A 14,172-nucleotide genomic window follows, 5' to 3' on the forward strand; every position below is an offset into this window, starting at 1 on the left:
CCGATGGTAACAAAAAGCAGTGCTGCTCGGGGCGTCCTCTGCGTTGCGCGGTGGGGGAGGAGTCGCTAGAGTTCGGCCTCGCTCGACTCAATAAACAATACAAATGGGAGTGTCTTGTGGAAATTGCCTGTCTGGATCTTGAAGGTGTGCTGGTCCCGGAAATCTGGATCGCCTTTGCCGAAAAAACCGGGATCGAATCCCTCAGGGCCACCACCCGGGACATTCCCGACTACGACGTGCTGATGAAGCAGCGCCTGCGGATTCTCGACGAACACGGCCTGAAACTCGCCGACATCCAGGAAGTGATCGCCACCCTCAAGCCGCTGGACGGCGCGGTCGAGTTCGTCAACTGGCTGCGCGAGCGCTTCCAGGTGGTGATTCTGTCGGACACGTTCTACGAGTTTTCCCAGCCGTTGATGCGTCAATTGGGCTTCCCGACCTTGCTCTGCCATCGTCTGATTACCGACGACACCGGGCGGGTGACCAGCTATCAGTTGCGTCAGAAAGATCCCAAGCGGCAGTCGGTTCTGGCGTTCAAGAGTCTCTATTACCGGGTGATCGCGGCGGGCGATTCCTACAACGACACCACGATGCTGGGCGAGGCGGATGCCGGGATTCTGTTCCATGCGCCGGATAACGTGATTGCCGAGTTCCCGCAGTTCCCGGCGGTGCATACGTTTGAGGAGTTGAAGCAGGAGTTCATCAAGGCGTCGAATCGGACCTTGAGTCTGTAATCGTTTTTGAGGACGCCATCGCGGGCAAGCCTTGCTCCTACAGGTTTTGTGTCGTACGCCGCCATTCGGAACGACTCAAAACCTGTAGGAGCAAGGCTTGCCCGCGATGCTTTTAAAGGTTTTGCAGGGTATCGAGCAACACCTTCACCTTGGTGATCGATTCCTGATATTCAGCCTGCCACTCGGAATCGGCGACAATCCCGCCACCGCCCCAGCAACACACCTGCCCATCCTTGACCAGCAAACTGCGAATGGCGATGGAGCTGTCCATCTCGCCGCGCACGTCCAGGTACAGCAACGAGCCGCAATACAACCCGCGTCGCGTCGGTTCCAGTTCGTCGATGATCTGCATCGCCCGAATCTTCGGCGCGCCGGTGATCGAACCGCCCGGGAAGCTGCCGGCAATCAGGTCCAGCGCATCGCGATCATCCGCCAGCTCACCGGTCACGCTGCTCACAAGGTGATGCACGTTCGGGTAACTTTCCAGGCTGAACAATTCCGGGACCGATACCGAACCGGTGCGGCAAGTGCGGCCGAGGTCGTTGCGCAGCAAGTCGACGATCATCAGGTTTTCCGCGCGGTCCTTGGGGCTGGCCAGCAGTTCGGCGGCGTTTGCTGCGTCTTCGGCAGGCGACAGACCGCGCGGGCGTGTGCCTTTGATCGGGCGGGTTTCCACATGGCGCTCGCTGACTTTGACGAATCGCTCCGGCGACAGGCTCAAAACAGCGCCGCCATCGGGCAGGCTCTGAAAACCGGAAAACGGTGTCGGGCACGCCAACCGTAGTGCGCAGTACGCGGTCCAAGGATCACCTTGGCACGGTGCGCGAAAACGCTGGGCGAAATTGACCTGATAGCAATCGCCAGCCTGGATGTACTGCTGGATGCGTTCGATGGCCTGGCGATATTGCTCAGCGCTCAGGTCGGCGTTCATCGGCGCTTGCAATTTGAACGTCGCGGCCGTTTCAGCAACAGGCTGACTGAACAGCTGAATCAGGCGCTGACGTTCGCTGTCGACCAGCGTCGGGTGAAACACCAGTTGGCTGGTGGCCTGTTGGTGATCGCTGATCAGCGCCCAGGCGTACAAGCCGAAACGTGCATCCGGCAATTGCAGATCGTCCTGCGCCTGGCTTGGCAGATTCTCCAGGTGCCGACCGAAGTCGTAGCTCAGATAACCGATCAAACCGCCGGCGAACGGCAGGTCATGGGCGACCGTTGCTTCACCCAGTTCTGTCAGCCTGTCGCGCAGGCGTTGCAGGAAATCGCCGCCACTTTCGTCAGGCGATACCGTCAGTTGTTCCAGCGGCCAGGCGCTGAGCAAGTCAAACCGGCCACGCTCGGCGCTGGGGCGACCACTGTCGAGCAGCACGGCGCCGGGGGCATGACGAATGGCCGCGAAGTACTCGGCGGGGTTGGCGCGATAGGGTAGCGGATGTACGGAACAGGTCAGCATGGGCGGGGTAGATCAGCCATCGAGGCGGGGTGGCGATTGTAGTCCCCTCGGGGAATTGCTCCTAGAGGGGATGTGTGGGATCAACCCTCGACCGGCGGAATATGCCCAAACATTTCCTGCACAAACGCCACGCGTTCTTCGACGGTTTCAGTCACGCCGCGCGCCTTCAGTTCTTCCAGCCGCGCTTCGACGGCATGGGTGCGCAGCGTCAGGCCGCAGTCGTTGGCAATCTGAATATTCAAGCCGGGACGGGCGTTGAGTTCCAGAATCAGCGGGCCTTTTTCCTGGTCCAGCACCATATCAACACCGATGTAACCCAACCCGCACAGCTCATAGCAACCGGCGGCGAGTTTCATGAAACCGTCCCAGTAGGGCAGTTGCACGCCGTCCACCGCGTTGGTGGTGTCCGGGTGCTTGGTGATGATGTTGTTCAACCAGGTGCCGCGCAGCGTCAGGCCGGTGGCGAGGTCGACGCCGACGCCGATGGCGCCCTGGTGCAGATTCGCCTTGCCACCGGACTGCCGGGTCGGCAGGCGCAGCATGGCCATCACCGGGTAGCCCATCAGCACGATGATGCGGATGTCCGGCACACCTTCATAGCTGATGCTCTTGAAGATCTGGTCCGGTATCACTCGGTATTCGATCAGCGCCCGGTCGCGGTGCCCGCCGAGGGAGTACAGGCCGGTGAGAATGCTGGAAATATGGTGCTCGATTTCTTCATGGGGGATGATCTTGCCGGACACCGTGCGGTAGCGACCTTCGAAGCGGTCGGCGACGACAATGATGCCGTCACCGCCGGCGCCCTGTGCCGGCTTGATCACGAAATCGTTGCGCCCGCCGATGATCTCGCCGAGCTTGTCGATTTCCTTCTCCGTGGAAATCACTCCATACAGTTCCGGCACATGGATGCCGGCGGCGATCGCACGTTCCTTGGTGATGATCTTGTCATCGACAATCGGGTACAGGCTGCGCTTGTTGTACTTGAGCACGTAGTCTGCGTTACGCCGATTGATGCCCATGATGCCCCGGGCTTCCAGGGCCTTCCAGGTCTTCCAGAAGCCGAACATCAAGCGTCAGCCTTTTTCAGGAAGGCCTTGAAACGCACCAGTTCGGTCAGGCGGTAGCCACGGTAGCGACCCATCGCCAGCATGAAGCCCACCAGAATCAGCAGGATCGCCGGGAAGGTGAACACGAAGTACACCAGTTCCGGCACGCTCATGATCAGGTGCGCCAGGGACGCGGCGAACAGCGTGCCGATCGCCACTTTCATGGCGTGGCTGGCACCGCGTTCTTCCCAGGTGATCGACAGGCGTTCGATGGTCATGGTCAGGATCACCATCGGGAACAGTGCCACCGACAAACCGCGCTCCAGGCCGAGCTTGTGGCTGAACAGACTGATCGCCGCGATCAACACCACCACGAACGTCAGCACCACCGACAGTCTCGGCAGCATTTGCAGTTTCAGGTGTTCAAGGTAGGAACGCAGCGACAGCCCTAGCGCGGTGATGATCGTGAACAGGACGATGCCGAAGCCGAGCTGGGTTTCGCGGAAGGCCAGGGCGATCAGCACCGGGGTAAAGGTGCCGAGGGTCTGCAGACCGATCAGGTTGCGCAGTATCAGGATCACCAGCACGCCGATCGGGATCATCACCATGATCATGAAGGTTTGCTGGGTTTGCAGCGGCAAGCCGTACAGCGAGTATTCGAGGAAATTGGCGTCGGTGTTTTCGTCGGTCAGCTTGGCCAGGCGAATGGCGTTCATTTCGCTGTTGTTCATGCTGAAAGTGACAGTGGCTTTCTTGCCGCCATCGACGGTGATCAGGTTTTCGTCGCCGGTCCACCACAGCAGGCGGTCGGTCGGCAGGCCTTGTTCACCGTTTTCCGGATTGAAGTACAGCCAGTCGGTACCATTGAAGCTGCGCAGCCAGAGTTCCGGGGTCTGCGGTTGGTCGGCCACCAGACGGATGGTGTGGACCTTTTCCACCGGCACGTGGGCGATGGACAGCAGCAGTTCGACGATTTTCGCCTTGTGCGCCGGCGTCGGGTCGCCGGCCAGGAGCATCTTGGCGTTGTCGTCGTTGCTGTTGTTGACCCGCTTGATCGCTTCGCTGATGAAGGTCTCGACGTCGGCCGAATGCTGGCGGATCGGCGCGAGCAGCGCTTCGGCGGCGAGTTTCTCCGGGCCTTCCACGGCAATGCTGTCGCGGAAGGTCGGGCCTTTGATCTTGGCTTTTTCAGCGGTGTAGCGCTTGGTCAGCACCAGGCGGTAATAAAGCGTCTGGTTGCCCTTGGCCCGACGTGCCGACCAGGTGACCTTGCGGTTACCGTCGACCCGGTTCACGGCCACGCCGTAGTTATTGGAGATGAAGCTCTCGTTGAGGCTCACATAGTCGCGGCTCAGCGGCGGCACGAACATCTGGATCTTGACCGGATCCTTGGCACTGGCGACGAACTCGACCTTGGCGTCGATGTTCCACAAGTCGTCGGTGGCGTCCTCGGTCACTGGAATGCCCAGCACGAAGATCTGATAGGCCGTAACTGAAATGCCCAGCACCACCAGGATGGCGATCAGCATTTTCAGATGAAGGGTAAGAGAGCGCATTGGAATTACTCTGCGGTATGAGCGTCGGTAGCGCAGGCGGGTTTGCCGGCAGCGTATTTAAGACTGGGGTCGACCAGCGCATCGAAGCGTTTAAGCGCTTCGGAGCCAATCAAGAGCGGGTATTGGAAGGCACTTCGGTCAGTAAGGTTCACTTCGATGCTGCGTAAAGCCGAGCCCATGCAGATATCCAGCTCGATCACCGGACGGGCGGTGTACTTCTTGCCTTCTTCCGGATCGTAGTCGCCGGCCCGGCGTTTGATCTTGCTGACGCGGGCCAACGGGCGTTCGATCGGATGCGAATGGGCGGCGTCGATGGCCAGATAGAAACGCACCCAGGATTCGCCATTGCGTTTGAAACGCTTGATGTCGCGGGCGCTCAGGGAAGCGGTTTTCGCCCCGGTATCGAGTTTGGCGGCCACCTCCAGGTCGATGCCGCCCAGCGACGCGTACTCGTTGAGGCCATACACAGTCTTTTCCCCCGCCATCGCTGCGCCAGGCAAGAAAAGAAAATAAAGGAATGCGGGGAAGGGCTTGAGTCTCATAAATCCTGGTGCGCAGCGGTCCGTACTTTGATTCAAGACCCTGGCATCGCTGCGCAAGCTCCTCGTATGCCTATCAGCTATTTATGACAGACAGTGCAGATGTGACAAACAAATGCGGGCGGCATTCTAGCACGGTGGGTTTGTGGCGCCAGCGCTGGCGGGTGGCTATAAACAGACGGACTGCTTCGTTATGGTGCGGTCGGTTATTAGCCGATTGTCAACAATATCCAATTATCCTTTGACTAAGGCGGGCGTATTCGCTAGTTTTTGCGGCATTGGCTTTCAAGGTGTCGACAATATGCTGGATCAACTCGATCCCCCGGTTTCTACGCAAGATGATACGGAGACGCTTTCCGAGAACGTCTTCCGCCGTATTCAAGCGGCCATCGTCAAAGGCGAGATCGCTCCTGGCAGCAAAATCTCCGAACCGGAACTGGCGCGCACCTATGGCATCAGCCGTGGGCCGCTGCGCGAGGCTATCCATCGCCTGGAAGGTCAGCGCCTGCTGGTGCGCGTGCCGCACGTCGGGGCGCGGGTGGTTTCGCTCAATCACGCCGAGCTGCTTGAGCTCTATGAGATTCGCGAATCCCTCGAAGGCATGGCCTGTCGTCTGGCCGCCGAGCGCATGAGCGTCGAAGAAATCGACGAGTTGCGTCGGGTGCTGGAAACCCATGAGCGCGATGAGGCCTTCCAGGCCGGTCGCGGCTATTACCAGCAGGAAGGCGATTTCGACTTTCACTACCGAATCATCCAGGGCAGCGGCAACCGCACCCTGACGCAAATGCTCTGCGGCGAGCTCTATCAACTGGTGCGCATGTACCGCATCCAGTTTTCCACCACGCCCAATCGCCCGCATCAGGCCTTTGCCGAACACCACCGAATTCTCGATGCCATCGCCGACCGTGACGGTGAACTGGCCGAGTTGTTGATGCGCCGTCACATCGGCGCCTCCAAACGCAACATCGCCCGTCATTACCAGGACGGCGCCAACCCGACAGCCAAACGAGGTGAGTCATGAGTTTGAACAAGAGCACTCCAGGCCAGCGTTTCCGCGATGCGGTCGCCAGCGAGCATCCATTGCAAGTGGTCGGCGCGATCAACGCCAACCACGCGCTGCTGGCCAAACGCGCCGGTTTCAAGGCGATCTACCTGTCGGGTGGCGGGGTGGCCGCGGGTTCCCTCGGCGTGCCGGACCTGGGCATCACCGGCCTGGATGACGTGCTGACCGACGTGCGCCGCATCACCGACGTCTGCGACCTGCCGCTGCTGGTGGATGTCGACACCGGTTTCGGTTCCTCGGCGTTCAACGTGGCGCGCACCGTCAAGTCGATGATCAAGTTCGGCGCGGCGGCGATTCACATCGAAGACCAGGTCGGCGCCAAGCGTTGCGGCCACCGTCCTAATAAAGAAATCGTTTCGCAGCAGGAAATGGTCGACCGCATCAAGGCAGCCGTCGATGCTCGTACTGACGACAGCTTCGTGATCATGGCCCGCACCGACGCCCTGGCGGTGGAAGGTCTGGAATCTGCCCTGGATCGCGCCGCCGCGTGCATCGAGGCCGGCGCCGACATGGTGTTCCCGGAAGCCATCACCGAACTGGAAATGTACAAGCTGTTCGCCAACCGCGTGAAAGCGCCGATCCTGGCCAACATCACCGAATTCGGCGCGACCCCGCTGTACACCACCGAGCAACTCGCCGCTGCCGACGTGTCGCTGGTGCTGTACCCGCTGTCCGCCTTCCGTGCCATGAACAAGGCTGCGGAAAATGTCTACACCGCGATCCGCCGCGACGGCACGCAACAGAACGTCATCGACACCATGCAAACTCGCATGGAGCTTTACGATCGCATCGACTACCACACCTTCGAGCAGAAGCTCGATGCGTTGTTTGCGGCGAAGAAGTAGTCGAATAACTCCCTAATAAATTCAAAAAAATTGGAGGCAGAAATGGCCGAAGCAAAAGTACTCAGTGGCGCCGGGCTCCGTGGCCAGGTAGCCGGGCAAACCGCACTGTCCACCGTGGGCCAGTCGGGTGCCGGTCTGACCTATCGTGGTTATGACGTTCGTGAACTGGCGGCAGACGCGCAGTTCGAAGAAGTCGCTTACCTGTTGCTGTACGGCGAACTGCCGAGCAAGGCGCAACTGAACGCCTACATCACCAAGCTGAGCAAGCTGCGCGACCTGCCGCAAGCGCTGAAAGAAGTGCTGGAACGCATCCCCGCCGACGCCCACCCGATGGACGTGATGCGTACTGGTTGCTCGTTCCTGGGTAACCTGGAACCGGAGAACAACTTCTCCGAGCAACACGACAAGACTGACCGTCTGCTGGCTGCATTCCCGGCGATCATGACCTACTGGTATCGCTTCAGCCACGAAGGCAAGCGCATCGATTGCGTGAGCGACGAGCAGTCCATCGGCGGCCACTTCCTGCACCTGCTGCACGGCAAGAAGCCGAGCGAGTTGCACGTCAAGGTGATGAACGTTTCGCTGATCCTCTACGCAGAGCACGAGTTCAACGCGTCGACCTTCACTGCACGTGTTTGTGCGTCGACCTTGTCCGACCTGTATTCGTGCATCACTGCGGCCATCGGTTCGCTGCGCGGTCCGCTGCACGGCGGCGCCAACGAAGCGGCGATGGAAATGATCGAGCGCTTCTCGTCGCCGGAAGACGCGATCAAAGGCACCCTCGGCATGCTCGAGCGCAAGGACAAGATCATGGGCTTCGGCCACGCGATCTATAAGGACAACGATCCGCGCAACGAGGTGATCAAGGGCTGGTCGAAAAAACTCGCCGACGAAGTGGGCGACAAAGTGTTGTTCCCGGTTTCCGAAGCCATCGACAAAACCATGTGGGAGCAAAAGAAACTGTTCCCGAACGCCGACTTCTACCATGCCTCGGCGTACCACTTCATGGGCATTCCGACCAAGTTGTTCACACCGATTTTCGTCTGCTCGCGCCTGACCGGCTGGGCCGCCCACGTGTACGAACAACGCGCCAACAACCGCATCATCCGTCCAAGCGCCGAATACACCGGCGTTGAACAGCGCAAGTTCGTGCCAATCGAACAACGCTGAATGGTGAGGGCCGGCTAACCGGGAACCTGTAGGAGCGGAGCTTGCTCGCGATGACGGACTGACATTCAACATTGATGTCGACTGATACATCGCTATCGCGAGCAAGCTCGGCTCCTACAGGGGATCGGTTTCAATGCAATACCAGGCCCCACCTTTTGAAACTACCGTGACCCGAGTCCTGACCGATGAACACAGAATTCCGCAAATCGCTGCCCGGCAGCCAACTGGATTACTTCGACGTCCGCGCGGCAGTCGATGCCATTCAGCCCGGCGCCTACGACACCCTGCCGTACACCTCTCGCGTACTGGCGGAAAACCTTGTGCGTCGCTGCGACCCGGCCACGCTCACCGAATCCCTCAAGCAATTCATCGAGCGCAAACGCGACCTCGATTTCCCTTGGTTCCCGGCCCGCGTGGTGTGCCACGACATTCTCGGCCAGACCGCACTGGTCGACCTCGCCGGTCTGCGTGACGCCATCGCCCTGCAAGGCGGCGACCCGGCGCAAGTCAACCCGGTGGTGCCGACGCAATTGATCGTCGACCACTCCCTGGCCGTCGAGCGTGGTGGCTTCGATCCGGAGGCGTTCGAGAAGAACCGCGCCATCGAAGACCGTCGCAACGAAGACCGTTTCCACTTCATCAACTGGACCAAGAAGGCGTTCAAGAACGTCGACGTGATCCCGCCGGGCAACGGCATCATGCACCAGATCAACCTGGAGAAAATGTCTCCGGTGATCCAGGTGCGTGACGGCGTGGCGTTCCCAGATACCTGCGTCGGCACCGACAGCCACACCCCGCACGTCGATGCTCTGGGCGTGATCGCCATCGGTGTCGGTGGCCTCGAAGCCGAAAGCGTGATGCTCGGTCGCGCATCGTGGATGCGTCTGCCGGAAAGCGTCGGCGTGGAACTGACCGGCAAGCTGCAACCGGGCATCACCGCCACCGACATGGTGCTGGCGCTGACCGAGTTCCTGCGCAAGCAAAAAGTGGTTGGCGCATGGCTGGAATTCTTCGGCGAAGGCGCATCAAAGCTGACCCTCGGCGACCGCGCAACCATCTCCAACATGGCTCCGGAATACGGCGCCACCGCGGCGATGTTCTACATCGACCAGCAGACCATCGACTATCTCAAGCTGACCGGTCGTGAAGACGAGCAGGTGCAACTGGTCGAGAACTACGCCAAGATCACAGGCCTGTGGGCTGACAGCCTGAAAGGCGCGCAATACGAGCGCGGCCTGACCTTCGACTTGTCCTCGGTGGTGCGCAACATGGCCGGCCCGAGTAACCCGCACGCTCGTGTCGCGGTGTCGGATCTGGCCGCCAAAGGCATCGCCGGTCAGTGGGACGATGTGCCGGGTCAAATGCCGGACGGCGCGGTAATCATTGCCGCCATCACCAGCTGCACCAACACCAGCAACCCGCGCAACGTGATCGCCGCCGGCCTGCTGGCGCGCAACGCCAACAAGCTCGGCCTGACCCGCAAGCCATGGGTCAAGTCGTCCCTGGCGCCGGGTTCGAAAACCGTCGCGCTGTACCTCGATGAAGCTGGTTTGACCGATGAACTGGACAAGCTCGGCTTCGGCGTCGTCGCCTTCGCCTGCACCACTTGCAACGGCATGTCCGGCGCACTGGACCCGGTGATCCAGCAAGAGATCATCGATCGCGACCTGTACGCCACTGCGGTGCTCTCCGGCAACCGTAACTTCGATGGCCGGATTCACCCGTACGCCAAGCAAGCGTTCCTCGCATCGCCGCCACTGGTGGTCGCTTACGCCATTGCCGGGACCATCCGTTTCGACATCGAAAAAGATGTGCTGGGCGTGGTCGATGGCAAGGAAATTCGTCTGAAAGACATCTGGCCGAGCGACGAAGAAATCGACGCCGTGGTGAAGGCCTCGGTGAAGCCTGAGCAGTTCCGTCAGGTCTACATCCCGATGTTCGCCATCCACGAAGACACCGGCCCGAAAGTCACGCCGCTGTACGACTGGCGTGAGATGAGCACCTACATCCGCCGTCCGCCGTACTGGGAAGGCGCACTGGCCGGCGCGCGTCCACTGAAGGGCATGCGCCCGCTGGCGGTGCTGCCGGACAACATCACCACCGATCACTTGTCGCCATCCAACGCGATCATGCTCGACAGCGCCGCTGGCGAATACCTGGCGAAAATGGGCTTGCCGGAAGAGGACTTCAACTCTTACGCGACTCACCGCGGTGACCACTTGACTGCGCAGCGCGCAACCTTCGCCAACCCGAAACTGTTCAACGAAATGGTTCAGGAAAACGGCAAGGTCAAGCAGGGTTCGCTGGCTCGCGTAGAGCCGGAAGGCCAGGTCATGCGCATGTGGGAAGCCATCGAAACCTACATGGATCGCAAGCAGCCGCTGATCATCATCGCCGGTGCCGACTACGGTCAGGGTTCGTCCCGCGACTGGGCGGCGAAGGGCGTGCGTCTGGCCGGTGTGGAAGCAATTGCCGCCGAAGGTTTCGAGCGCATTCACCGAACCAACCTGGTGGGCATGGGCGTGTTGCCGCTGGAGTTCAAACCGGGCACCAACCGTCACACCCTGGCGATTGATGGCAGCGAAACCTACGACGTGATTGGCGAGCGCACCCCGCGCGCCGAGCTGACGCTGGTGATCCATCGCAAGAACGGCGAGCGCGTCGATGTGCCGGTGACCTGCCGCCTCGACACCGCCGAAGAAGTATCGATCTACGAGGCTGGCGGCGTGTTGCAACGCTTCGCCCAGGACTTCCTCGAAGAGTCGGCGGTTGCCGTTTAATACACGCATCACAGACACGGGACCTTGAGTCCCGTGTCTGCTTTTAAGGAGTAACGAGCACCATGGCTCATGCACCGCAAATTAAGATTCCCGCGACCTACATGCGCGGCGGCACCAGCAAAGGCGTGTTTTTCAGCCTGAAGGATTTGCCCGAAGCGGCACAGGTTCCCGGCCCGGCCCGCGACGCTTTGCTGCTGCGCGTGATCGGTAGCCCCGATCCGTACGACAAGCAGATCGACGGCATGGGCGGCGCGACTTCCAGCACCAGCAAAACCGTGATCCTGTCGAAAAGCCTCAAGGCTGATCACGACGTTGATTACCTGTTCGGTCAGGTATCCATCGACAAGCCTTTCGTGGACTGGAGCGGCAACTGCGGCAACCTGTCGGCGGCGGTCGGGTCGTTCGCCGTCAGCAATGGTCTGGTCGATGCCAGCCGCATTCCGCACAACGGTGTGGCGGTGGTTCGCGTGTGGCAGGCCAATATCGGCAAGACCATCATCGCCCACGTGCCGATCACCAACGGTGAAGTGCAGGAAACCGGCGATTTCGAACTCGATGGCGTGACCTTCCCGGCGGCTGAAGTGCAGATCGAGTTTCTCGATCCGGCGGCGGACGAAGAGGGCGGTGGTGGTTCGATGTTCCCCACCGGCAATCTGGTGGATGATCTAGAAGTACCCGGCGTCGGCACCTTCAAGGCGACCATGATCAATGCCGGCATCCCGACGATTTTCGTCAATGCCGAAGACATCGGCTACAAGGGCACCGAGCTGCAAGGCGCGATCAACGGCGACCCGAAAGCCTTGCTGATGTTCGAAACCATCCGCGCTTACGGCGCATTGCGCATGGGCCTGATTTCCAATATCGACGAAGCGGCCAAGCGCCAACACACGCCGAAAGTGGCGTTCGTGGCCAAGCCGGCGGACTACGTTTCGTCCAGCGGCAAAGCCATTGCGGCAGGCGATGTCGACCTGTTGGTGCGTGCGCTGTCCATGGGCAAGCTGCACCACGCGATGATGGGCACGGCGGCAGTCGCCATCGGCACGGCGGCAGCGATCACCGGCACGCTGGTTAACCTCGCTGCAGGTGGCACTGAACGCAACGCCGTGCGCTTCGGCCATCCGTCCGGCACCTTGCGCGTTGGCGCCGAGGCCAGCCTGGTGAACGGCGAATGGACTGTGAACAAAGCCATCATGAGCCGCAGTGCGCGGGTGTTGATGGAAGGGTTTGTGCGAGTGCCGGGTGATTTCTTCTAAGCCTGACACGGAACCTTGTAGGAGCACGGCTTGCCGGCGATGGCGTCTTTGAAATCGCTATCGCCGGCAAGCCGTGCTCCTACAGGGGATGCATTTCAACAATAAGAAAATTGGTCACCGACTGAGATTGGTCCCTGAACCGAGGTCCCATCAACGACCCACTTCATAGAGTGAATCGAGCATGAGTGCCAACGTCGACCTGAACAACCGCCCCGACTACGACAAGGTCCTGCAGGACATTGCCGATTACGTTTTGAACTACAAGATCGAGTCCAAAGAGGCGCTGGATACCGCGCGTAACTGTCTGATCGATACCTTGGGTTGCGGCCTGCTGGCCCTGCGTTTTCCCGAGTGCACAAAGCATCTTGGACCTGTGGTTGAAGGCACCGTCGTGCCATTCGGTGCGCGCGTGCCGGGTACCAGTTACCGGCTCGATCCGGTGAAGGCGGCGTGGGACATCGGTTGCATCGTGCGCTGGCTCGACTACAACGACACCTGGCTCGCCGCCGAGTGGGGGCACCCGTCGGACAACCTCGGCGGTATTCTCGCGGTGGCTGACCATTTTTCACAAAAGCGTCTGGCCAATGGCGAAGCGCCGCTGACTGTTCGTATAGTTCTTGAAGCGATGATCATGGCCCACGAGATTCAAGGCGTGATCGCCCTGGAAAACTCGTTCAACCGCGTCGGCCTCGATCACGTCATTTTGGTAAAAGTCGCCTCGACTGCTGTCACCGCAAAACTGATGGGCGCTAACCGCGAGCAGTTGTTGTCGGCGTTGTCCCATGCGTTTGCTGACGGTCAGGCGTTGCGTACCTATCGGCATGCGCCGAATGCCGGCTCGCGCAAGTCGTGGGCGGCGGGTGATGCATCCAGTCGTGGTGTGCGTCTGGCGGATATCGCGATGCGCGGCGAGATGGGAATTCCAGGTGTGCTGAGTGCCAAACAGTGGGGTTTTTACGACGTATTGTTCAGCCATACCAACAACGATCTGGCGCTCAAGTCTGAAGACAAACGGGAGTTCAGCTTCTCGAGGCCGTACGGCAGTTATGTGATGGAAAACGTGCTGTTCAAGATCAGTTTTCCGGCCGAGTTCCACGCGCAAACGGCGTGTGAGGCGGCGGTGACGTTGCATCCGCAGGTGCGCAATCGCCTGCATGAGATCGACAAAATCGTCATCACCACCCATGAGTCGGCAATCCGCATTATTTCCAAGGTCGGCCCGCTGGCCAATGCCGCTGATCGCGATCACTGCATCCAGTACATGACGGCCGTGCCGCTGGCCTTCGGCAATCTGGTGGCCGAGTACTACGAGGACGATTTCCACAAGGCGCATCCGATCATCGATGTGCTGCGCGACAAAATGGTCATCGTCGAAGAACCGCGCTACACCCGTGAATATCTGGAGGCGGATAAACGCTCGATTGCCAATGCGGTACAGGTATTTTTCAAGGATGGGTCCAGCACCGAGAACGTGGTGGTGGAGTACCCGATTGGCCATCGTCGGCGTCGGGTTGAAGGCATTCCGTTGCTGGAAGACAAGTTCAAGGCGAACTTGCTGACACGATTCACCGGGCAGCGCAGCGAGGAGATTTTTGCGTTGTGCAAGGATCAGCAGAAGCTTGAAGCGACAGCGGTGAACCGGTTTGTGGATTTGTTTGTTATCTAGGAGACCGCGTTATCGTTCAATCGCTAGCAGGCTAGCTCCCACAGGGGATCTTCGGTGAACACCAATCAAC

At 60.0% G+C, this 14,172-nt stretch carries 11 protein-coding genes; 7 read left to right on the forward strand and 4 right to left on the reverse strand.

The annotated features are described in order from the left end of the window. The first annotated feature begins 116 nt into the window (after nucleotides 1-116). Nucleotides 117-734 (forward strand): bifunctional phosphoserine phosphatase/homoserine phosphotransferase ThrH, encoded by a 618-nt coding sequence (gene thrH / locus V6Z53_RS11025; protein ID WP_338585529.1) that lies wholly within the window; start codon nucleotides 117-119, stop codon nucleotides 732-734. A 112-nt stretch (nucleotides 735-846) separates the two neighbouring features. Here thrH and pabB read toward each other — a convergent pair whose 3' ends face one another. The 4 genes from pabB to V6Z53_RS11045 form a co-directional block, all read right to left on the reverse strand. Beyond that, nucleotides 847-2,184 (reverse strand): aminodeoxychorismate synthase component I, encoded by a 1,338-nt coding sequence (gene pabB, locus V6Z53_RS11030; protein WP_338585530.1) that lies wholly within the window; start codon nucleotides 2,182-2,184, stop codon nucleotides 847-849. An 80-nt stretch (nucleotides 2,185-2,264) separates the two neighbouring features. Beyond that, nucleotides 2,265-3,251, reverse strand: coding sequence for an alpha-L-glutamate ligase-like protein (locus V6Z53_RS11035; RefSeq protein WP_338585531.1), 987 nt, complete (start codon nucleotides 3,249-3,251; stop codon nucleotides 2,265-2,267). After that, nucleotides 3,251-4,786, reverse strand: coding sequence for an inactive transglutaminase family protein (locus V6Z53_RS11040; protein WP_338585532.1), 1,536 nt, complete (start codon nucleotides 4,784-4,786; stop codon nucleotides 3,251-3,253). The genes V6Z53_RS11035 and V6Z53_RS11040 overlap by 1 nt, the downstream gene beginning before the upstream one ends. A gap of 5 nt (nucleotides 4,787-4,791) precedes the next feature. After that, nucleotides 4,792-5,328 (reverse strand): ATP-dependent zinc protease, encoded by a 537-nt coding sequence (locus tag V6Z53_RS11045; RefSeq protein WP_338585533.1) that lies wholly within the window; start codon nucleotides 5,326-5,328, stop codon nucleotides 4,792-4,794. 298 nt (nucleotides 5,329-5,626) lie between these two features. On the opposite strand from V6Z53_RS11045, the gene V6Z53_RS11050 reads away from it, so the two are divergent. From V6Z53_RS11050 to prpD, 6 genes are all read left to right on the forward strand, one after another. Then, the gene (locus V6Z53_RS11050; protein WP_338585534.1) at nucleotides 5,627-6,346 is read left to right on the forward strand and encodes a GntR family transcriptional regulator; all 720 of its coding nucleotides are present in this window, start codon (nucleotides 5,627-5,629) and stop codon (nucleotides 6,344-6,346) included. Next, on the forward strand, nucleotides 6,343-7,233 hold the full coding sequence (gene prpB / locus V6Z53_RS11055) for a methylisocitrate lyase (RefSeq protein WP_096512763.1): 891 nt from the start codon (nucleotides 6,343-6,345) through the stop codon (nucleotides 7,231-7,233). Before V6Z53_RS11050 ends, prpB begins: the two co-directional genes overlap by 4 nt. Nucleotides 7,234-7,275: 42 nt before the next feature. Further along, nucleotides 7,276-8,403 (forward strand): 2-methylcitrate synthase, encoded by a 1,128-nt coding sequence (gene prpC, locus V6Z53_RS11060; RefSeq protein WP_046042905.1) that lies wholly within the window; start codon nucleotides 7,276-7,278, stop codon nucleotides 8,401-8,403. Between the two features lie 185 nt (nucleotides 8,404-8,588). Continuing rightward, complete coding sequence (gene acnD, locus V6Z53_RS11065; protein WP_338585535.1) at nucleotides 8,589-11,183, forward strand: Fe/S-dependent 2-methylisocitrate dehydratase AcnD; 2,595 nt, start codon at nucleotides 8,589-8,591, stop codon at nucleotides 11,181-11,183. A gap of 62 nt (nucleotides 11,184-11,245) precedes the next feature. Beyond that, nucleotides 11,246-12,436 carry a 2-methylaconitate cis-trans isomerase PrpF gene (gene prpF, locus V6Z53_RS11070; RefSeq protein ID WP_338585536.1) on the forward strand — a complete coding sequence of 397 codons (1,191 nt, stop codon included), beginning with the start codon at nucleotides 11,246-11,248 and terminating at the stop codon, nucleotides 12,434-12,436. A 181-nt stretch (nucleotides 12,437-12,617) separates the two neighbouring features. Then, on the forward strand, nucleotides 12,618-14,102 hold the full coding sequence (prpD, locus tag V6Z53_RS11075) for a 2-methylcitrate dehydratase (protein ID WP_338585537.1): 1,485 nt from the start codon (nucleotides 12,618-12,620) through the stop codon (nucleotides 14,100-14,102). The last annotated feature ends 70 nt before the right edge of the window (nucleotides 14,103-14,172 follow it).

Source organism: Pseudomonas sp. MAG733B, assembly GCF_036884845.1.
In the GTDB taxonomy this organism is placed as follows: Bacteria; Pseudomonadota; Gammaproteobacteria; order Pseudomonadales; family Pseudomonadaceae; genus Aquipseudomonas.

Coding starts and splice junctions, on each gene's coding strand:
- pabB (WP_338585530.1), bottom strand. CDS start 2,184: ATGCTGACCTGTTCCGTACATCCGCTACCCTATCGCGCCAACCCCGCC.
- V6Z53_RS11035 (WP_338585531.1), bottom strand. CDS start 3,251: ATGTTCGGCTTCTGGAAGACCTGGAAGGCCCTGGAAGCCCGGGGCATC.
- V6Z53_RS11040 (WP_338585532.1), bottom strand. CDS start 4,786: ATGCGCTCTCTTACCCTTCATCTGAAAATGCTGATCGCCATCCTGGTG.
- V6Z53_RS11045 (WP_338585533.1), bottom strand. CDS start 5,328: ATGAGACTCAAGCCCTTCCCCGCATTCCTTTATTTTCTTTTCTTGCCT.
- V6Z53_RS11050 (WP_338585534.1), top strand. CDS start 5,627: ATGCTGGATCAACTCGATCCCCCGGTTTCTACGCAAGATGATACGGAG.
- prpB (WP_096512763.1), top strand. CDS start 6,343: ATGAGTTTGAACAAGAGCACTCCAGGCCAGCGTTTCCGCGATGCGGTC.
- prpC (WP_046042905.1), top strand. CDS start 7,276: ATGGCCGAAGCAAAAGTACTCAGTGGCGCCGGGCTCCGTGGCCAGGTA.
- acnD (WP_338585535.1), top strand. CDS start 8,589: ATGAACACAGAATTCCGCAAATCGCTGCCCGGCAGCCAACTGGATTAC.
- prpF (WP_338585536.1), top strand. CDS start 11,246: ATGGCTCATGCACCGCAAATTAAGATTCCCGCGACCTACATGCGCGGC.
- prpD (WP_338585537.1), top strand. CDS start 12,618: ATGAGTGCCAACGTCGACCTGAACAACCGCCCCGACTACGACAAGGTC.